The 19,173-nt window shown below is 71.8% G+C and carries 15 protein-coding genes; 6 read left to right on the top strand and 9 right to left on the bottom strand.

Translation table 11 applies throughout. The features are described from left to right. Positions 1-89: 89 nt before the first annotated feature. From ACH4ZX_RS05450 to ACH4ZX_RS05465, 4 genes are all read right to left on the bottom strand, one after another. Positions 90-2,777 (bottom strand): SpoIIE family protein phosphatase, encoded by a 2,688-nt coding sequence (locus tag ACH4ZX_RS05450; RefSeq protein WP_398267854.1) that lies wholly within the window; start codon positions 2,775-2,777, stop codon positions 90-92. Positions 2,778-3,068: 291 nt separating this feature from the next. Beyond that, positions 3,069-3,476: an ATP-binding protein gene (locus ACH4ZX_RS05455; protein ID WP_398267857.1), complete on the bottom strand. Its 408-nt coding sequence runs from the start codon at positions 3,474-3,476 to the stop codon at positions 3,069-3,071. A gap of 517 nt (positions 3,477-3,993) precedes the next feature. Next, entirely contained in the window at positions 3,994-4,395 is a 402-nt protein-coding gene (locus ACH4ZX_RS05460) for an NUDIX domain-containing protein (RefSeq protein ID WP_398267859.1), read from the bottom strand. 73 nt (positions 4,396-4,468) lie between these two features. Further along, entirely contained in the window at positions 4,469-4,993 is a 525-nt protein-coding gene (locus tag ACH4ZX_RS05465; RefSeq protein WP_398267862.1) for a PadR family transcriptional regulator, read from the bottom strand. 112 nt (positions 4,994-5,105) lie between these two features. Between ACH4ZX_RS05465 and ACH4ZX_RS05470 the strand changes: the two genes are divergently transcribed. Beyond that, positions 5,106-6,494 (top strand): MATE family efflux transporter, encoded by a 1,389-nt coding sequence (locus ACH4ZX_RS05470; RefSeq protein ID WP_398267865.1) that lies wholly within the window; start codon positions 5,106-5,108, stop codon positions 6,492-6,494. A 49-nt stretch (positions 6,495-6,543) separates the two neighbouring features. On the opposite strand, the gene ACH4ZX_RS05475 is transcribed toward ACH4ZX_RS05470, so the two are convergent. The 5 genes from ACH4ZX_RS05475 to ACH4ZX_RS05495 all read right to left on the bottom strand — a co-directional run bounded on the left by ACH4ZX_RS05475 (position 6,544) and on the right by ACH4ZX_RS05495 (position 13,214). Continuing rightward, on the bottom strand, positions 6,544-6,735 hold the full coding sequence (locus ACH4ZX_RS05475) for an SPOR domain-containing protein (RefSeq protein WP_398267868.1): 192 nt from the start codon (positions 6,733-6,735) through the stop codon (positions 6,544-6,546). Positions 6,736-7,076: 341 nt separating this feature from the next. Further along, the gene (locus tag ACH4ZX_RS05480) at positions 7,077-7,829 is read right to left on the bottom strand and encodes a GntR family transcriptional regulator (protein ID WP_398267871.1); all 753 of its coding nucleotides are present in this window, start codon (positions 7,827-7,829) and stop codon (positions 7,077-7,079) included. Between the two features lie 147 nt (positions 7,830-7,976). Next, positions 7,977-9,287 carry a DUF4190 domain-containing protein gene (locus tag ACH4ZX_RS05485; protein ID WP_398267874.1) on the bottom strand — a complete coding sequence of 437 codons (1,311 nt, stop codon included), beginning with the start codon at positions 9,285-9,287 and terminating at the stop codon, positions 7,977-7,979. Positions 9,288-9,491: 204 nt separating this feature from the next. Further along, positions 9,492-12,398: a SpoIIE family protein phosphatase gene (locus ACH4ZX_RS05490; RefSeq protein WP_398267877.1), complete on the bottom strand. Its 2,907-nt coding sequence runs from the start codon at positions 12,396-12,398 to the stop codon at positions 9,492-9,494. Positions 12,399-12,599: 201 nt separating this feature from the next. Then, the gene (locus ACH4ZX_RS05495) at positions 12,600-13,214 is read right to left on the bottom strand and encodes a response regulator transcription factor (protein ID WP_398267880.1); all 615 of its coding nucleotides are present in this window, start codon (positions 13,212-13,214) and stop codon (positions 12,600-12,602) included. 747 nt (positions 13,215-13,961) lie between these two features. Between ACH4ZX_RS05495 and ACH4ZX_RS05500 the strand changes: the two genes are divergently transcribed. The 5 genes from ACH4ZX_RS05500 (at position 13,962) to ACH4ZX_RS05520 (ending at position 19,085) form a co-directional block, all read left to right on the top strand. Next, positions 13,962-14,576, top strand: a complete 615-nt coding sequence (locus tag ACH4ZX_RS05500; RefSeq protein ID WP_398267883.1) for a response regulator transcription factor — start codon at positions 13,962-13,964, stop codon at positions 14,574-14,576. A gap of 264 nt (positions 14,577-14,840) precedes the next feature. Next, a complete protein-coding gene (locus ACH4ZX_RS05505; protein ID WP_398267886.1) occupies positions 14,841-15,080 on the top strand; it encodes a hypothetical protein in 240 nt (79 codons plus the stop codon). A gap of 45 nt (positions 15,081-15,125) precedes the next feature. Further along, positions 15,126-15,449: a WXG100 family type VII secretion target gene (locus tag ACH4ZX_RS05510; protein WP_351896270.1), complete on the top strand. Its 324-nt coding sequence runs from the start codon at positions 15,126-15,128 to the stop codon at positions 15,447-15,449. 101 nt (positions 15,450-15,550) lie between these two features. Further along, positions 15,551-16,021 carry a type VII secretion system-associated protein gene (locus ACH4ZX_RS05515; RefSeq protein WP_351896267.1) on the top strand — a complete coding sequence of 157 codons (471 nt, stop codon included), beginning with the start codon at positions 15,551-15,553 and terminating at the stop codon, positions 16,019-16,021. Between the two features lie 31 nt (positions 16,022-16,052). After that, positions 16,053-19,085 (top strand): AAWKG family protein, encoded by a 3,033-nt coding sequence (locus tag ACH4ZX_RS05520; RefSeq protein WP_398267890.1) that lies wholly within the window; start codon positions 16,053-16,055, stop codon positions 19,083-19,085. Positions 19,086-19,173 lie beyond the last annotated feature (88 nt).

Here is a 19,173-nt window from a genome sequence, read left to right on the forward strand (position 1 = left end):
GACCGTGCCGCGCCCCGCCGCCCGACCGCCCGTGTGGCCACCGCGTGTGCTCAGCGGTGGCGTTCGTGGGCGGGTTGGGTGACGGGCGGTCAGAAGAGGCTCAGGAGGGCCTCTGCCGGGTCTGTCAGGCCGGTTTCCCCGTCCGGCAGGGGGAGTTCGAACCACACCGTCTTTCCGCGTGGGGTGCGGCGGGATCCCCAGGCGGCGCTGAGGAGGCCGACCAGTTGCAGGCCCCGGCCGCCCTCGTCGGTGTCGCGGGCGCGGCGGCGGCGCGGCTGGACCAGGCCCGAGTCCCAGACCTCGCAGACCAGGGTGCGGTCCAGCAGCAGCCTCAGCCTGATCTCGCCCTCGCCGTAGCGCAGCGCGTTCGTCACCAGTTCGCTGACGAGCAGCTCCGTCGTGTCGACGAGCGGTTCCAGGTCCCACGACAGCAGTTGCCCGCGCGCGTACTCGCGGGCCCGGCCCACGCTGCGCGGCTCGCGCGGCAGCGTCCAGTCGCCGACCGACTCCGCGGGCAGGCCCTGGACGCGGGCCATCAGCAGGGCGATGTCGTCCTCGCCGTGGTGGGTGTCGAGGGTGTGCAGGATGTGGTCGCAGACGTCCTCCAGCGGCCGGGAGGGGTCGGTGAGGGCCCCGACGAACGCCTGCAGGCCCTCGTCCAGCGGGTGGTCGCGCGATTCGACCAGGCCGTCCGTGTAGAGCGCGAGGAGGGCGCCCTCGGGCAGTTCGACCTCCACCTCCTCGAACGGCTCGCCGCCGACACCGAGCGGCATGCCCGGCGGCACGTCGAGCATGAGCGCGGCCTCGCCGGGTTCGACCAGCACGGGAGGCAGGTGGCCGGCGTTGGCGAAGGTGCAGCGGCGGGTGACGGAGTCGTAGACCGCGTACACGCAGGTGGCGAGGTAGACCTCGGACAGGTCGGCCTCACGGGGGCGGCGGGCGGCGCGGGTGGCCTGCTGGACGCCGCCCGGGGCGCCGAGCCCGCGCGCGATCTCGTCCAACGCGCTGAGTACTTCGGCCGGTTCGAGGTCCAGCAGGGCCAGCGTGCGGACCGCGGAACGGAGTTCACCCATGGCGACTGCGGCCCGCAGGCCGCGTCCCATCACGTCGCCGACGACCAACGCCGTACGGTGTCCCGGCAGTTCGATGACGTCGAACCAGTCGCCGCCGACCTCGGTGGGCCGGTCGGAGGAGGAGTTGCCGGGCAGGTAGCGGCACGCGATGTCCAGGCCCGCGGCCACCGGGTCACCCGGCGGCAACAGCGACCGCTGCAGTATCAGCGCGCGTTCGTGCTCGCGCCGGTACAGGCGGGCGTTGTCGATGCAGACGGCGGCCCGCGCGGCCAGCTCGACCGCGAGGTCCCGGTCCCGGTCGCCGAAGGGCTCGCTGCCCTTGGTCCGGGCGAACTGCGCGAGTCCGACGACGGTGTCGTGCGCGACCATCGGCACGGCCAGCGTGGACTGCACGAGCCCGCCCTCCTCGGCGGGGACGAACTTCGTGCGGGCGGTGCGCAGGGCGTCCGCGCAGGGGGAGTTGAACGGGTAGTGGTGGACCGCGCCGACAGCGACGGGCGCCCCGGTGCCGGCGAACGGCGCGTCGGAGACGGCGCTGGCGAAGGCCACCCGGCGCAGCTGGGCGCTGCCGTCGGCGAGGCCGGGCGGGGTCTCGTCGCCCGCCAGCAGGCCCTGGTAGAGGTCGACGGTGGCGAGGTCGCAGAAGCCGGGGACGACGACGTCCAGGAGTTCGCGGGCGGTGGTCTCCAGGTCGAGGGAGTTGCCGATGCGGGCGCCGGCCTCGTTCAGCAGGGCCAGGTTACGCCGCGCGGCGGCGGCCTCGCGGGCGGCGGCGCGCCGGGCGGTGACATCGATCCCCAGCCAGGCGATGCCGATCGGGCGGCCCGAACCGCTGTGCACGCGGTAGAGGTTGACCGACCAGTGGCGGCGCTCGTCGGAGCCCGGCAGGAAGCCGGTGACGTGCATGTCCGTGATGGAGTCGCCGGTTTCCAGGACCCGGCGCAGGGTGGCGGCGACCCGTTCGGCCTCCGAGCGCGGCAGGTAGTCGTGGACGCCCTTGCCCCGGTGCTCGTCGGGTGAGCCGCCGAAGAGGGAGGCGAACCGCTGGTTGGCGCGGCGGACCCGCAGGTCGGTGTCGATCAGCAGGAAGCCGAAGGGAGATTGGCCGAATATCGCCTGCGACGCGGCGAGATCGGTCTCGATGTTCCGCAGGGTGCGGACGTCGACGACGATGCAGACGGCGGCCTTCTCGCCGTCCTCGGTCTGCGTCGGCATGACGTAGACCTCGGCGAGGCCCTCCCGCGCCCCCGTTCCCCGGACCGACCCGCGCAGCCGGAAGGGGACCACGCCGGTCCACTCCCGCCCGTCGAGGATCTCCGCCATCTTGCGGTGGCCCCGCTCGCGCAGATCGGAGTCGACGAAGGCCTCGATGGGATCCATGCCCACGGCGCGCTCGACCGGGATGCCGAAGATCTGCTCGGCGCGCAGGCTCCACTGGTCGACCAGCCCGTCGGGGCCGATGGAGAAGGACGCCACCTTGATGTAGTCGTAGATCGAGCCGGGCGGGCTGCTCTGCCACACGGCGTCGCCGGGGGGCGGCACGTCCCCGAGGCCCATGTCCCGGCTCGCGTCACCGAAGGAGGACAGCCCCGGCCCGCCCGTCGTGCGACGGGTCGCGGACGCGCCGGAACCGCCCGCGGTCCTCGCCCTCGCGCCGTCCGACGGGTCCTCCGACTCCGTGGCCTTCGCTGGTATCTCGCTCACGCGAACCGTCCCCTCCAGCTCACCGCCTCCGGCACCGGTCACCGGCGGCGGCTGCCCGCAGTATCCAGCACTACGGCCCCTTACAACACGGTGTTCACGATCACAGCACGGTCCCGACGGTTTTCGGTCCCGGCTCCGAGAACACTTCAAGTCTTCTAACCAGCCGACAGGTCCTCGAATCCCACCCGCGGGCGGCGGTCACTGACGCGAACCGGCCGGTGGACAGGGCACGGTGGGCCGTACAGCGTCCGGGGACGCGCTCCGGCCCGTTCCGGCCGGTCGTACGCGCCCTCAGCCCGGCAGGGCCAGTTCGAACCACACCGTCTTTCCGCTCGCGCAGGGCCGGGTACCCCAGCGGCGCGAGGTCAGTGCGACCAGCATCAGGCCACGGCCGTTCTCGTCCTCGGCGCGCGCCTCGCGCGCCAGGGGCAGGTCGGGGAGCGGGTCGGAGACCTCCACCAGCAGGACGTCGCCCGGGCCGGCGGTACGCACGAGGCGGACGCCGATGGGGCCGGCGGCGTGGCACAGGGAATTGGTCACCAACTCACTGACCAGCAGGGCGGTGAGGTCGCCGAGGGAGTCGAGGCACCAGGTGCGCAGGCGGCCGCGGACAGCGGCCCGCGCGGCCCGGGCGGCGCCCGGTTCCGCGGCGAAGGTCCACTCGGCGCAGTCGCCCACGGCGTCGAACACACCGATCACTTCCCAGACCCCAGGAAGACACCCACACCCTGTTTCATGGGTTTGATGGGGAGATACCCGATATCGGGCATCCCGTAATCCGCCCATCGCCGACGGTCCGCGGGCGCGGGCGCGGCGGCCCGGCGGCGGGTCGCCCGCGGCGGGTGCGCCTTCGCGGCTGCCCGGCGGCAGATCGTCGCCGCGCTCGACGCGGAGCTGTTCGCTGCCCGCGAAGGCGCCGGGTCCGCCCGGATCACCAGCCTGCCGGCACGACACCGCCCGACCCCTGGATCACCAGCCTGCCGGCACGACACCGCCCGACGCCCGGATCACCGGCCTGCCGGCACGACACCGCCCGACCCCCGGATCACCAGCCTGCCGGCACGACACCGCCCGACCCCCGGATCACCAGCCTGCCGGCACGACACCGCCCGACCCCCGGAGGCTGACCGCGGGCGCCACACACGCGGACGTCAGCGGCGGTGGCACTCGGGAACACCGGCGCCCGGGCGCTCCGCCGGCCGGACTCGGCACAGCCTCAGGCCAACTCCCCGCTGGCCTTGAGGTCGTCGAACAGCAGCTGGTCGACCGGCGGCACCAGAGGACGGTCCGCGTACGAGAACCAGGCCGTCTCCTCGATCTCGCTGCTCGCCGACAACGTCCCCTCGTAGTCCGCGGTGTAGCAGCTCATGCGCACCACGGTGGCGACCGGCAGGCCGGGCGCCTCGGCCTCGTAGGTGCCCACGTGCACCGCTGTGGACGGATCGAGGAGCACGGTCAGCTCCTCCTTGATCTCGCGCAGCAGGGTCTCCAGGTCGGTCTCCGCGCCTTCCCGCTTGCCGCCGGGAACGTAGAAGACGTCCTTCCCGCGAGGCCGCGCGCAGAGAATCCTGCCGTCCTCGACCCGCACCCAAGCCACCGTGTCGATCAGGACCGACATCACTCCGCCTTCGTCTTCCGGAACCCTGGTCAGGCAGGACCCTAGCGGGAGCGCACAGGTCGCCGAATCCCGCTCAGCCCTCCAAGCTGCCGATCGCCTCTTCCAGCCACTTCCTCTCCTCGGCTCCCGTGGCACGGGCGATGCGCAGCATGCCCTGCCGGAACAGGTCCGGCGCCTCCTCGGCTCGCACCGGCTCACCGTCGCGGTAGAAGAAACTCGACGGCGTGTCGAGGAACGCCCGACGGCGGCGGAGAACGGCGGCCTGCCCGGCACGGTCCGGAAGATGGCGCAGGAACGCGAGCAACGTGAAGAAGCGCTGCCCGTCGGTGATCTCCACGTCCTTGGGGTTCCCCAGGCGAGCCAGCAGGCCGGTACGGCCGGCCTCGGTGAGGGACAGGATCCGGCGGTGTGCGGCACCGCTGCCGGGCTCGGTGCGCTGCTCGATCAGACCTGCCTTCACCAGCCGTGTGATGGCCGGGTATAGCGCGCCGTCGCTCACCGGACGGATGTGGCCGTTCAGGGCTTGGATGCGTGCTTTCAGCTCGTAGCCGTGCAGGGGCTCTTCGTAGAGGAAACCCAGAATCGACAGCTCCAGCATGCGCCGGCCCCCTCGCTTGCACCCATCCGTGCGCTTGTCCGCTCCGCGCCACCATGCTATCTCTTTTCGCTGTACCTCGATTCGAGGTACAGCGAAAAGAGGGGGCCTGGCCATGGGGGCAGCGGAACTCCGCCGGAAGTTGATGTCACTCGCGTATCCGGTCTACTTCGAACTCCTCGCCGGGGTGACGGCCGGGATCATCAACATGGTCTGGGTCGCCCGGCTCGGCGGGGACGCCGTCGCCGCGGTGGCGGTCGCCACGAATGTCGAGAACCTGCTGCTCGGCGTCATCCTCGTGGCCGGCTCCGGCACGACCGTGCTGGTCGCACGGGCCAGGGGTGCGGAGGATCCGGCGGGGATGCGTTCCGCGGTACGCGGCGGCTGGTCGCTGTGGGCGCTCGTCACACCCGTCGTCGCCATCGGTGGATACCTGTGCCGCGAGCCGCTGGCCCGGCTCGTGCTCGGCGGCGACGGCGGCCGTTCACTGCCCCTGGCCACCGGGTACTTCTCGATCGCATTGCCCGGGACGGCGGTGTTCTTCGCCACCAACGTCATCGACGGCATCCTCAAGGGCACCGGCGACACCCGCACCCCGATGAAACTCTCCCTGCTCGCCAACGGACTGGTACTCGCACTGGATCCCGCCCTCATCCTCGGTCTCGGACTGGGAGTGCGCGGCGCGGCGATCTCCACCGTGTCGGGGCGGACGGCCGCACTCGTCCTGGGTCTCCTTGCGCTGCGCCGCGACGGACTACTGCGGCAGGCCGCCGGAGGGACTTCGGCCGGGGCCGGGAGGCTCGGCGCCGACGCACGCAGGACAGCCGTCACCGGTCTGCCGATGTCAGCCGACTTCGTCATCAGAATGGCGGGGACACTCGCGCTCGTCGCCGTTGTCGCCCGGGTCGGCGTGAGCGAGGTCGCGGCGTACGGGATCGCGGCCAAAGCGATGTACGTCGCGACCATGTCCTTCTACGCGGTGCGCCAGGCTGCCGCCATCCACACCGCGCATCTGCTCGGAGCCGGACATGACGAGCGGCGGACCACCGGACGCCAGGCGCTGGTCGTCGCCGGAGCCCTGGGGCTCGCAGCCGCTCTGACCCTGTTCGCCACCGGACCGGGGATCATGCATGCCTTCGGCGCCGAGGGCGAGGTGGCCGAGGCCGGAGCGCTGTATCTGCGCTGTGTGGGGCCCTACCTGGTACTGCTCGCATGTTTCATCGCGCTGGGCGGCGTTTTCGAAGGCAGCGGCAGCAGCCCGGCTCTTGTCCGGATCACCTCGTGCGGGGTGGTACTGCAGCTGGCCCTTGCGTACGGCCTGTCGGGATCCAGTGTGCCGGGCATCTGCCTGGCCATGATGCTGGCGACGGCACTGCAGTGCGCGGCCGTCGCCCGGATGTACCGGCGCACGCCACAGTCCGCGGCCGCAGGCGGCAACGGAAGCCGGCCGAAAGCCTCGGTCGCGGAGCCCGGCAGCAACGCACCCGACAACCGGCTCGCCTGATGAGTGCCGGGCAGTTCCCGGCGTCCGGCGAGGCCGGGGTGCGCGGGTGTCAGCCGTCGGCGCCGGGGGCGGTCGGGGTGATCCGCTCGACACAGTAGAGCTGCTTGTGTCCGCGGCTGTCGAGGCTGTCGGCGATCTTCTGGGCCTCGGCGCGGGTGGCGTACCGGCCCACGCGGTAGCGATTGCCGTTGTCGTCCTGACGTATGACGAGCCAGGGAAGAGTGATCGTGCCGTCGTTCATCGCGCCCCACCGCTCTTTCCCGCTTCGGCCCGTGCACCGCCGCTCGACGGCTGGCGCCGGACCCCGCCCGCTAAGGAAACCGCAATCCGCATATGCCCGAGCCTACGCCTAACCTTTACGCACCGAACACGGCTTTTTACGAAGAGGTACGCAACCGGCCAGCACCAGGGGGGCGCACGATGACCCGTGCGCCGTCCGGGAAGCGTACTGCCTCCGGTCAGCGGCGTGCCGGGCAGCACGGGGACGACCTGCGAAAACGGCCAATTTCGAGCGGCCCGCCAAGGGGGCGCGCGGGTGCCGGGAACGGGAGCGGCGGGGGGTGGGCGCCGCAGGGGTGTGCGCTATTTCACCGGGAGGTGGTACGCGACCCGGTAGCGATCGGCCGGAACGACCACGTCCGCCGTCTCCACGGCACGGCCCGAGGCGTAGAAGGTGCGCTGGATGACGAGGACGACATGGCCGGGGACGCCGCCCAGGGTGTGCAGTTCCTCGGCGAGGCCGGGGCGCGCGCCGACCTCCTCGGTGACGTTGTCCACCACGATGTCGATCGCCGCCATGCGCTCGACGACGCCCATGCCGCCGAGCGGGCCCTCCTCGGGGAGCATCACGGGGGTGCGGCCGGTGACCTCCAGGGGCTCCCAGGAGGTGGAGAGCATCATCGCCTCACCGCCCTCGCGGAAGACGTAGCGCGTGCGCATCACGCGGTCTCCGGGTTCGATACCGAGCCGCTCGGCGACGGCGGCGCACGCCGTGGTCTGCTCGCTGCCGGACTCCCAGGTGCCGTGCGTCTCGCCGGCGGCCTGCTCCTGGCGGAAGGGCGTGGCCCCGCCGTCCGGGCGGAAGCCGGAACGGAAGACGCGCCGGGGCACGGGGCGCTCGCGTACGTACGTCCCCGAGCCGGAGCGGCCCTCGACCAGGCCCTCGGCCATCAGCACCTTGCGGGCCTCCAGGGCGACCGTGTCCGAGACGCCGTACTCCTCGCGGATCCTGGCCTGGGAGGGGAGGCGGGTGTGCGGGGGCAGTGAACCGTCGACGATCTTCTTGCGGAGATCACCCGCGACGCGCAGGTACGCCGGCTGTTCACCGATGGTCACTGGCCGCTCCCGTCAGGTTGTACATACGGCAACAGCCTGGCAACCGAGACTTGGAGCGTGCAAGTGAAGGCCAGACAATCACTCGATGTGATGACTTGTGCGGGCCGGGGGCTTCACGCAGGCACTTTCTCCCCGCTATGGACGTTGTCACACCTCCAGTTCGCCGCCGCCTCCCCCGCCGTCGCCGCCGCGGTCCCCTTCCGCGTCGGCGGGCGGGGTGCTGTCCAGCCCGAGGGCCTTGCGGGCGGCGACCGAGTTGTCGGTGGCGGAGCGGGCCATCGCGCGGCCGTAGTGCTCGTAGAAGGTGTCCGGGTCGGTGGCCCGCGCGGCCCGCGCCCACTCCTTCTGGGCCGCCCGGACGTCCTCGGCCGCGTCCGCGACCGGCTGCTTCGCGGCGGCGGGCCACGCGTGGCGGCGCAGCAGCCCGGCCTCCTCGGTGAGCGCGGCGGACAGCCGCCCGGCCCACTCCCGGCTCGCGTCGAGGTCGTCGTCGGGGGTGTCCACGGGCTGCGTGTCCAGGACCTTGTTCTCGACGTTGACGGCGTGCAGGTAGGCGATCTGGTCGGCGTTCAGCCGGGAGCCGTCGTTGCGCAGGGAGCCGGTCAGGCTGCCCCGCTCGTCCGTGTTGCCGAAGACGCAGGTGACCCCCCGGTCGCCGAGGGCCCAGCTCTGCCGGGTCGGCGTCAGGTAGTAGACGTCCACGTCGTCGGGCACGGCCCAGGCGTCCATCGCGTAGCCGTACCGGAGCGCGTAGCAGCGGGCGTCGGCGACGTCCGTGACCTTGCCGTCGCCGGGGTAGGAGCCGTAGCCCTTCATCGTGAAGGCGGCGAACACCTCGCCGTCGTGCTCGCCCGCGCACGGCACCTCGTCGACGTCGTAGGTCTCGCCCTCCAGGGAGCCGCCGGGCGCGTCGAAGCACTCGCCCGTGCGCAGCGAGTAGGCGCTGCCGTCGCCCCGGGCGGCGTCCTTGAAACCGGCCCAGACGTCGGCCGGGACGCCGCCGGCGATCGCCAGCACCCACAGGGCGAGCCCGGTGCCGGACAGGACCGCGCCGGCCACGGCCATGCCCCTGCCACGCTCCTGACGCCGCCTGATCTGCCGCAGCGCGATGAGCCCCAGCACCAGCCCGGCGCCCGGGAAGAAGCACATCAGGCCCAGGACCAGCGCGCCGACGGCGACCCCGTTGACCGGGGCCGGCCGGTTGAACGGGCGGTAGCCCTGCGCCCACGGCTGGTACGGGGGTGCCCCGTACGGGTTCTGCGGCCCCGGCGAACCTTGCGGGTACGCCGGGCCCTGCGGGGACCCCGGTCCCTGGGGGGACGCCGGGCCTTGCGGGGACCCCGGTCCCTGCGGGTACGCCGGGCCCTGCGGGTACGCCGGGTCCTGGGGGTGCGGCTGATGGGGCGGCTGCCAGGGATCTTGCGGCTGCTGGGGGCCGGGGGGCGGGGGTATGGACACCGGTACCTGCTCCTGGGTCGGGCGGCGGCCGCGCAGGACCGGCGACGGGCCGGCGGCTGGACTGACGTACGGCTGGACTGTGGCACGACTGGACTGACGTACGGCTGGACTGAGGCACGACTGGACGGACGTACGGCTGCGCATGGTAGGCGGGAACGGAAGCAGGGGCGGAACGAGGGTGGCGGAGCCCTCCGGGAATCCCGCTCAGAATCCGGCGCCGGCCGCCGGCTCCCACGGCAGTTCGCGGCCGTCGCCGGACAGCGCCTGCTCGGCCCAGATGCACTTCCCCGTCGCCGTGTAGCGCGCGCCCCACCGCCGGCACAGTGCCGCGACCAACTGCAGACCGCGCCCGCCCTCGTCCATCGCGGAGGCGCGGCGGATGCGGGGTGTCGTCAGGCTGCCGTCGGACACCTCGCAGACCAGCCCGGCCGGCCGCGTGTGGAGCAGCCTGAGCCGCGCCGGACCCCGCGCGTGCCTGACCACGTTCCCGACGAGCTCGCTCACGATGAGTTCGGTCGTCATCACCAGTTCGTCGAGCCCCCAGCGGGGCAGCTGGTCCCGGACGTGCTCCCGCGCCTGTCCCGCCGCCCGCGGGTCGTCGGGCAGCTGCCAGGCGGCCATCCGGTCGCCGGACAGGGTGTGCAGACGGGCGAGGAGGAGGACCGCGTCGTCGGGGGCGGTGGGCTGCTCGTCGGGCAGCAGTTTCGAGGTGACGAGGTCGCAGAGCCGCTCCAGGTCGTCACGGCCGGCCGTCCGCAGCAGTTCGGCGAGGTCGGCCATGCCCTGGCCGATCTCGCGGCCCGCGGACTCCACCAGACCGTCGGTGTACAGCGCGAGCAGAGTGCCGTCCCGCACCTTCAACTCGCTTGCCCGGAAGGGCGGTTGCGCCACGCCGAGCGGCGGGTCGGGGGACAGTTCGGGGAAGTGGACGCGGCCGTCCGGCTCGACCACGGCCGGCGGGGGGTGACCGGCCAGCGTCATGGTGCAGACGCCGGTGGTGGAGTCGTGGACCGCGTAGAGGCAGGTGGCGTACGAGTCCCCGCCGAGGCCGCCGACGATCTGGTTGAGGCGGCCCATCAGCTCGTCCGGGGGTAGCTCCAGGTCGGCCAGGGTGTGCACGGCGGTGCGCAGCCGGCCCATGGTGGCCGCCTCGGACAGGCCGTGCCCCATGACGTCTCCGGCGACCAGCGCGACGCGGCCCCCGGACAGCGGGATCACGTCGTACCAGTCGCCGCCCACGTCCTGCGTGGCGGCCAGGAAACGCGCCGCGACCGTGCACTCCGGCAGCCGGGGGAGCTCCCTGGGGAGCAGGGCGCGTTGCAGTTCCTGGGAACGGGTGTGCTCGGCGTCGTAGAGCCGGGCGCGTTCGAGGGCGTGCGCGACCAGGGCGCTGATGGTGGTCAGCAGGGTCCGCTCGTCGTGGGCGAGGCGGCGCGGTTCGTCGAAGGAGACCGTGCAGACGGCGAACGTACGTCCGGAGACGGTCAGCGGCAGGAAGGCCCACGCCTGTTTGCCCGCCAGGTGCGGCAGGTGGGCCCTGCGGGGGTAGCGCCTGGCGAACTCCTCGGCCGACGGTATGAACAGCGGGGCACCGGTCAGCAGCGCGTCCCTGACCGGGTCGCCCGGCTCGATCCGGAGGCCGTCGATCACGTCGAGCATCGGCGCCGGGTAGCCGACGGCTCCGACGACGTGCGCCCGGCTGCCCACGGTGGTGATCACCACCAGCCCGCTCGCCCCGAGCGGCGGGAGCACCCGCTGGGCGACCGCGTCCACGACGTCGCTCGACGTCATCGCCCTCGCGAGCGCGGCGGTCAGCTCGGCGATCCGTGCGGAACGCTCGGCGGCGGCGCGCTGGGCGGCGGCGCGTTCCGCCTCGCGCCGCCGCTTCTCGGTGACGTCCGTGAAATAGACGGTGAGTCCGGAGGGCCCCGGGACGAGCCGCAGGCGGTGGCACTGGTCGGGGCTCAGCCACACGTCGAAGGTCACCGGCGCCGCCGCCGCGGTGGCCGCCTCCCGGCAGCGGGGCTCCAGGTCGGGGACGCCCCGCACGGCGGGCAGCTCCCACAGCAGGCGCCCCAGGAGTTCCTGCTCGGGGGCGCCGAAGATCCGCTCGGCCTCCAGGTTGACGAAGACGATCCGCCCCGTGTCGTCCAGCAGGACGAAGCCGTCGCTCATCATGCGGAGGGCGCGGGCGAGGGCGTCCCGGGCGCTGCGGGACTCACTGCTGTCCCAGATCACGCCCACCATCCGCACGGGGTCGCCGTTCTCGTCGCACACCACCGAGCCGCGGGCCTGGCACCAGCAGTAGCTGCCGTCGGGCCGCCGCATCCGGTACTCGGCCTCGTACCCGGTGCGGTCGCGGATCGCCCGCTCGGCGGCCGCCATCGCCGACGGCAGGTCGTCGGGGTGGACGGTCTTCAGCCAGTTCTCCATCCGGGGCTCGTAGTCGGCCGGGAGGGCGCCGTAGATGGCGACGGCGGTGTCGGCCCACTCCAGGTGGCCGGTGCGCAGTTCCCAGTCCCAGGTACCGATCGGGACGCCCCTCAGCGCCTGCCGGAGCCGGTCGCCCGCCAGCACCTCCTGGGCCTCCTGGGCCTCCTGGGCCGGCTGGGCCGGCTGGGTGCGCGGCGGCGCCTGGCGTATGCGCTGCTCGGTCCACGCGGCGACAGCCCGCAGGTAGTCCCACTCCCGCGCGCTCGGCTCTCCCCGGTCGCCGGTGAGCAGCGTGATCGCGCCGACGGCACGGTCCCCGCTGAAGAACGGGACGGAGGCGAGGCCGGTACCGGGCCAGGGGCTCGCCGGGATCCCGGCGGTGTCGTCGGCCCGCGCCGGAACCCAGGTGCGGCGGCCCTCGCGCACGGCTCCCGCCGGAACGGTCGGCCCGTCCTCCATGACGATGTCCCAGCGTTCGGCCGACGCGGGCGGCAGGCCGGCCGAGCACACGAGGCGCAGCGCGGAGGTCGGTCCGCGCAGGTGCACCGCGCCCGCCACCGCCTGCAGCTCCGCCGCCGCGTGGTGCAGCGCCAGTCGGAAGATCTGGCTCTCGGCGATGCCGGGCTCGGTCGCCGCCAGGAGGGCCAGCCGCGGGTGCCCGGACCCCTGCACGTCCATACTCCCGAGACTAGCCGCGCGGCGCCCCGCCGACCGCCCCGGCGACCGCCCGGCCACCCGCCCCGGCGACTGCCCCGGCGTCATGGCTCGGCGGTGATCCGGGCGGGCGGAGCGCCGGACGGGCCTGCCGGTCAGATGCCGGACGGGCTTGCGGTCACATGCCGGACGGGCTTGCCGGTCAGATACCGGACGGGCCTGGGGTCAGATGAGTCCCCTGCGGATGGCGTACGACACCGCTTGCACGCGGTTGCGCAGCCCGAAGCGGAGCTGGAGGGCGGAGAGGACGTTCTTGATGGTGCGCTCGGAGTAGTTCAGCTCGACGGCGATCTCCGACAGGGTCGCCCCTTCGGAGAGCAGCCGCAGCACGTCGAGCTCCCGGCCGCTGAGCCCGGAGCAGGTCAGGCCCCTGGGTCCCAGGACCTCGCGCTCGACGCGTTCCAACTGGTCCAGCAGCCTGCCCTGGACACCCGGCGGCAGGCAGGCCCGCCCTTCCGCCACGTCACGCACCGCACGGACCAGCGCCGGGCCGTCCACCTCCGCGCGCCACAGCACCGCCCTTATCCCGTGCTCCGCGACGACCGCCAGGTCGGTGTGCCAGCCACCGCTCAACACCAGCACGAAGCGGGTACCCGCCGGTGCGGGCAGACCGCGCAGCACCTCCAGCGCCGGGGAATCGAGCGCCGTGACCGCGACCACCACGGCCTCGGCCTCCTCCATGGGCGTCAGGACGACCTGGGGGCTCTCCTGCAACCATGTCAGCAGGCCGATCCCGGTGAGTACTTCCGCGGCGTGCAGCGCCACACGGACTGGTTCCACGTTCTTCCCCTCAGCAGCCCGGCGGGCGGCGCGACCGCCCCCCGTTCTCCCCTGAGGCCGAGCGGTGTGGTGCGGTCAGTGTCCGGTGGTGGCCGTCGCCCGCGGGGCCGGAGCGGGGCCGGCGCCGCGGGCGGGCTCCAGCCCGCCGGTGACATGGTCGTTGAGCAGGCGCGGCTCCGTGATGCGTGGCATCCGTACCGCCGGCCGCGCCGTCGCCGCGACGGGCGGACCCGCGCGGCGCGGCAACAGTTACCGCTCGCCGCAGGCCGGGTGGCCGTGGTCGTCGAGCCCTGTCGGCATGGTGTCGACTAAGAACACGCCGGGCCCCCTCAGCCTCACCCCGCGGGGTATTGGTCGGGGCGAGGATACCTCTGTCATATGTCATGACAACAGCATGCGCCTGAACGCCGGGTCCACCACCTGCCGGCCGGGATGCCGGTCCGGGGGCGGTGTCCTCCTCGTCCTCCGGGACGAGGAGCTGGAATCCCCTGCTCCACGGCGGCCGGGCACGCTGCCGTAGGCTCAGCGCCGCGCTGCGGACGGTGCAACCGGGTGGTGGTCGTGCCTGGCGTTCCAGGACCATTGTGCTGTCTCACAGCTCACAGCCCGCAGCGCGCAGACACAGCCCGCGTGCCGGACGGCGCCGTGACGGACGGAACCGGGGCCGGGCGGGGGCCCGCGACCGGCCGGAGCCCACGACCGGCCGGGCCCCGAGCAGCGGTTCCCGGCGGTTCCCGAGGAGGACGGATGAAGACGGTGCGTGCGGCGGTACACGCGGAGGAACCGCTCACCGAGACCGCCCTGAAGGCATGCCTGGTCCGGAGTCCACAGATCACCCTGACGGACGTCGAGGAGGCCGAGACCGTGGTGGTCGCGGTCCGCCGGGTGGACGCCTCGGCACTGGAACTGCTGAGCGGTCTGCCCTCGCCGACGCGGGCCCGCTTCGTGGTGGTCGCGGACGGCGGCTGGTACGCCGAGCCGACGGATGTCGTGAGGCACCGGGTGCGGGCGGTGCTGTGGCGTGCCGAGGTCGATGCCGCGACGCTGGCGCGGGCGGTGTGCGCCACAGCGGTGGGGCAGGCATACCTGCCCGGGAGCGTGCAGGGCAGGTTGCTGGACCGGTTGGAACGCATCCAGCGGGAGGTGCTCGGGCCGAGGGGCCTGACCGCCTCCGGGCTCAGTCACCGGGACCTGGAGGTGCTGCGCCTGGCGTCGGCCGGAATGACGCTGCCCGAGATCGCGGCCGAGCTGAACTACTCCGAGCGCACCATCAAGAACATCCTCACCTCGGTCCAGCTCCGCCTCGGCATGCGCAACCGCGTGCACACGGTCGCCCACGCCATACGCGCCGGGCTGATCTGACGCCCGGTCCGGGCGGGGCGACCGGCTTCCCGCGGTGTACGAAAAGGCAGCTTCGCAGAGACCGACAGCTCAGAAGTTGCTCAACTGAGAGCGCTCCCAGAGGCGTTGGGCCCTAATCTACGTCTCGGTCTCACCCAGCGACTCATCAACCCCAGGAGCAGACCCATGGCAGGTGGCGGACAGCAGTCGAGTGCCCAGTCGACCCGGAACGGTATCCACGCTCTGGAGTCCGCTCTCAACGGCATCACGAGGTGCCGTCGGGACGTGGACAGCACCCGGGGCAACCTGGCGCGGGGTTACCAGGGCAGCGACGGAGCGCAGTTCGGGCAACTGCTGCAGCTCTGGGACGAGCAGTGCGGCGTCATCCAGAAGAACCTGCAGGACATGATCGAGAAGCTCGGTCTGAGCCTGCGGGAGCACACCAAGACGCAGGCAGCGTCGCACGACGCGGTCCAGCAGGCGTCCCAGGCGTCCCAGGCGGCCTTCCAGGCGCTCTCGGGCTGATCCCGTTCTCCTCACCCCACACCCCGACTACGAGACGAGAGCGTGATGTCCGACAACCTGACAGACGGTTACATCCACGTCGACTACGCGTACGTGCAGAACGCCGCCGACGACATGGTCCAGCAGACCAAGGCCATCGCCACCACCCTGGCGTCGCTGGAGGCGGAGCTCGGTGAGCTCAAGAAGACGTGGTACGGCGCGGACGCCGACGTCTACCGCGAGAAGCAGGCCGCCTGGGACCGCGCGGTCGGCACGATGGAGCAGCTGCTCACCTCGCACGCCGGACTGCTGAACGACATCCACGGCAGCTACAAGTACAGCGAGAACTCGCTGTCCCAGATGTGGTCCGAGGTCGGCATCGGCCGCTAGTCCACCCCCGGGCGCGAGCCCCCTCCCCCGTCCGCTCGCGCCGCCGCCCGCCGTCCGTCCCTGTGGGGCCGGACGGCGGGCGAGTATCCAGGAGACAGACAGTGACCGATCTGACGCATCTCGACAGTGGGCAGCTCAAGCGGTTCCTCGAGGAGGACGTGGCCGCGTTCATCAAAGCGCTGAAGGAGATCCGCGAGGACCTGCCGGGCAGTGGGAGCACCTCCATCCGGGCGCTCAGCAGTCTGGTGGAGGGACGTACCAGCCCCTCGACGCTGAACCAGAACCCGGTCCTCGCCATCGGCGCCATGGGCGCCGACGACCTGGTCCACGGCAAGAGCCTGGTCACGCAGGTGACCGGCATCGCCAAGTCCGCCGACGAGGTCTTCCAGGCACAGCAGATCCTCTTCCAGGACCTCGAGCGCAACCTGCGGGCGACTCTGGACACTCTGCTGAAGAACCAGGGCGACAGTCTCACCGCCATCGACGGCGAGAAGCTTCTCGACCTGTTCGCCGACGTGGACGGCGACCTCGCTTCCGGGGCCGGATCGAGCGGTTCCTCCACCAAGTCCTGACCTCTTCCTCCCACCCACGGAGTGCCCCGCTGTGGCCGACGACACCACCACCGACGACGACTACTGGGCCAGGGCCGTCACCCTGTTCACCGGATTCGCCATGCCCAGCCGCGGCGAGCTTTTCGAAAAGCTCAAGAGCAAGGAGGGCATCCCTCTCTTCAGGCACGGAGTGGAGACCGTGCCGACGCGGGCGGTGCAGGAGTCCGACTTCGGGCGCAAGGTGAAAGACGCGGGTGAGGACTACGACCTCGTCTTCTACACCACCTCGGGCGGCGACGGCGCTCACACCGGCGTCAAGATGCACCGGGTCCGGATCGTGCTGATCGGTGTGCTGACCAACGCCAACGGCCGTGCGACGTTCTTCGAGGAGAACGGCGACGAGTTGGGCGACCAGTGGAACGGCAACAACACGTTCACCGGCATAGGGGGTGAACAGTGGGACGCCTCCGCCATGGCCAGGTACATCTTCGGGAGCAGGCAGGCGATCGGGGCGCTCTTCCACAAGTACACCACGCAGGACTTCTCCTTCGACGGCCAGCGGGTGCCGGACAGCAACGCCGTCGACCTGGGGTCGTTCGAACGCACGGCGCAGGCGTTCGACCGGGCGAAGAAGTTCTTCGTCGACCAGGCCGCTGTGCTGGACCAGTGGGAGAAGGCCCTGGGCTCGGAACAGTCCGCCTGGCGCGGAAAGGCCGCCGGGGTCTTCCGTGGTCTGATCAAACAATTGCACAAGAACTACACCAGCTACGTCGATCAGCTCGGCGGCAGGGACTACACGGCCGCGAACCTCACCCTCAACAACTACTGGTCCACCTCTACCGTGGGTGACGCACTGGCCAGGGCCCAGTTCGACTTGCGGGACCAGGCCCGCTGGTTGCAGCAGGCGTGGGCCGAGTGGGCCGCGACGGGCCAGCACGATCCGCACAAGGTCGTCGTGGACAAGCTGAACGACCTCCGCGATTGGCTGATCGCGAACAACGCCGCCCATGTGCTCACCCACCGCCCGCGTATGAGCCGGCGGTTCGGCGAATACGACGCGGAATCGTTCAGCACGAGGGCCGCCTTCAGGCAGAACCACCCCAGCTACGGGGACCTCACCAAGCCCGAGGCCTGGAAGCGGCTCGGCGAGACGGCGGTCAGGGAGTGGCAGAAGGTACAGGACTCCTACGTCGAAGAGGCCGCCCGCGGCGCGTTGTCGACCCTGAACAACCGGTGGATAGACATCTCGAAGGCCGTCGGGGCTCCGCTGCGGACCGTGGGGACCAGCACCCTCACCGAGATGTACCAGAAGGACGAGGCGCAGCTCAGCAAGGAGGAGGCGGAGAAGGAGGGCGACTCGCTCAAGAAGGCCATGGAGGGGCTGAACCAGTTCGGCCAGAACATGAACAAGGGCCTGAACGAGTTCACCGAGGACCTGAACAAGGGGCTGAAGAACTTCGGCGACGACATGTCGAAGGGCATGAACGACTTCGGCAAGGACGTCACCGAAGGTCTGAACGACACCGCCAAGGGGATCGGCGAGAACGTCACCGGCCTGAACGACAGCCTGCGGGACTTCGGCGACGACGTGACCAAGAACCTCAACGACCTCACCGGCGCGGGTGGCACAGACCCGGGCACCGGGTCGCTCGTCGACTTCGGCGACGGCACGACGGACGGGAAGTCCGTCGACAGCATCAAGCACCCGGACGGCAGCACCACCACGCTGAACCCGGACGGGACGCTGACCACGGCGTACCCCGACGGCACGATGTCGGTGCTCAATCCGGTGACCGGGACCCTGACCACGACCTCGCCAGACGGCAAGAGCACCACCAGCCCGGTCGACCGGGGCAAGCCGGTCACCAACCCCGACGGCAGCACCACGGTGATGAACCCGGACGGCTCGCTGACCACCAAGTACCCCGACGGCACCGTACAGACCATCGAACCGGACGGCACCGTCACCACCACCAAACCCGACGGGACCGTCGACACCACGCAACTGAACCCCGCGCAGGACACGGTCACCGGGCCGGACGGCTCCACCACGAAGCTGAACCCGGACGGCACACTGACGCGGACCTTCCCGGACGGCTCCACGGAGACCGTCGACCCGTCCAAGGGCACGGTCACCACCACCGCACCGGACGGAACGACCCACACCGACCCTCTCGGCACCGGCAAGCCGGTCACCAACCCCGACGGCAGCACCACGGTGCTGAATCCGGACGGCTCGCTGACCACCAAGTACCCCGACGGCACCGTACAGACCATCGAACCGGACGGCACCGTCACCACCACCGACCCCGACGGCACGGTCACGACCTCCGACCTCAACGGCACCCCGGCCGGCTCCGGCGACTCCGGCGACTCCGGGAAGACCGACACCGCGGGCGGCTCCGGTGCGGGCGGCGACACCTCCGGGCTGAACGACGGCCTGCCCACGTGGAGTCCGTCCAGCCTCGACGACCTCGGCTCCGGGCTTCCCGATCTCAGCGGCGGCGGGTTCTCGACCACTCCCCTGAACCAGGACCTGGCCGGTCTCGGCGGAACCGGTGACACCGCGGCCGGAGGCACCGGCGCCGACTCGTGGGAGGAGTACGACAGCACCCCGTACGACGGCGGCTCGCTCGGCGCCCCCACCGGTGAGGCGGCCGATGCGACGGGCGGCTCCACGGCCGGTCAGCAGAGCTCCGGCGGAGTGCCGCTGAACCCGATGGCGTTCGGCGGCATGGGCGCCATGGGCATGGGTGGCATGGGTGGCATGGGTGGCGGGGGCGGCACCGGCGGCTCGAACGGCGAACGCGTCCGCTCGGTGCTCAGCGACGGCGACGGCGCCGCGCTGCGCCGCCGGCCGAGGTCCCGGGCCGCGTCGGCCGACGACGAGGAGGACGTGGTCATCACCAGAGGCGGACGGCCCGTCACGACCTCCACCCCCTATGTCCCGATGGGCATGCCCGGCGGTCAGGGCGGCCGGGCCACCGAGTCCGGCGACCGCGTGCGGGCCAACTGGGAGACCGAGGAGGACGACGACGTGTGGGGCACGGACGAGGGAGGCGCTCCAGCGGTGATCGGACGATGAACGCGGACCGGACGAGGAACGGAGGCCGGGCGGTGAACCAAGACCGGACGGTGAACGACGGTCGTGGCAGAGACAAGCCCCAGGACCC

The sequence above is a fragment of the Streptomyces sp. NPDC020490 genome (assembly GCF_044335305.1).
Lineage (GTDB): Bacteria > Actinomycetota > Actinomycetes > Streptomycetales > Streptomycetaceae > Streptomyces.

What these genes read in the sequence shown, in the direction of transcription:
- ACH4ZX_RS05460 (WP_398267859.1), bottom strand. Translation starts at nt 4,395, where the DNA reads ATGTCGGTCCTGATCGACACGGTGGCTTGGGTGCGGGTCGAGGACGGC.
- ACH4ZX_RS05465 (WP_398267862.1), bottom strand. Translation starts at nt 4,993, where the DNA reads ATGCTGGAGCTGTCGATTCTGGGTTTCCTCTACGAAGAGCCCCTGCAC.
- ACH4ZX_RS05470 (WP_398267865.1), top strand. Translation starts at nt 5,106, where the DNA reads ATGGGGGCAGCGGAACTCCGCCGGAAGTTGATGTCACTCGCGTATCCG.
- ACH4ZX_RS05475 (WP_398267868.1), bottom strand. Translation starts at nt 6,735, where the DNA reads ATGAACGACGGCACGATCACTCTTCCCTGGCTCGTCATACGTCAGGAC.
- ACH4ZX_RS05490 (WP_398267877.1), bottom strand. Translation starts at nt 12,398, where the DNA reads ATGGACGTGCAGGGGTCCGGGCACCCGCGGCTGGCCCTCCTGGCGGCG.
- ACH4ZX_RS05500 (WP_398267883.1), top strand. Translation starts at nt 13,962, where the DNA reads ATGAAGACGGTGCGTGCGGCGGTACACGCGGAGGAACCGCTCACCGAG.
- ACH4ZX_RS05510 (WP_351896270.1), top strand. Translation starts at nt 15,126, where the DNA reads ATGTCCGACAACCTGACAGACGGTTACATCCACGTCGACTACGCGTAC.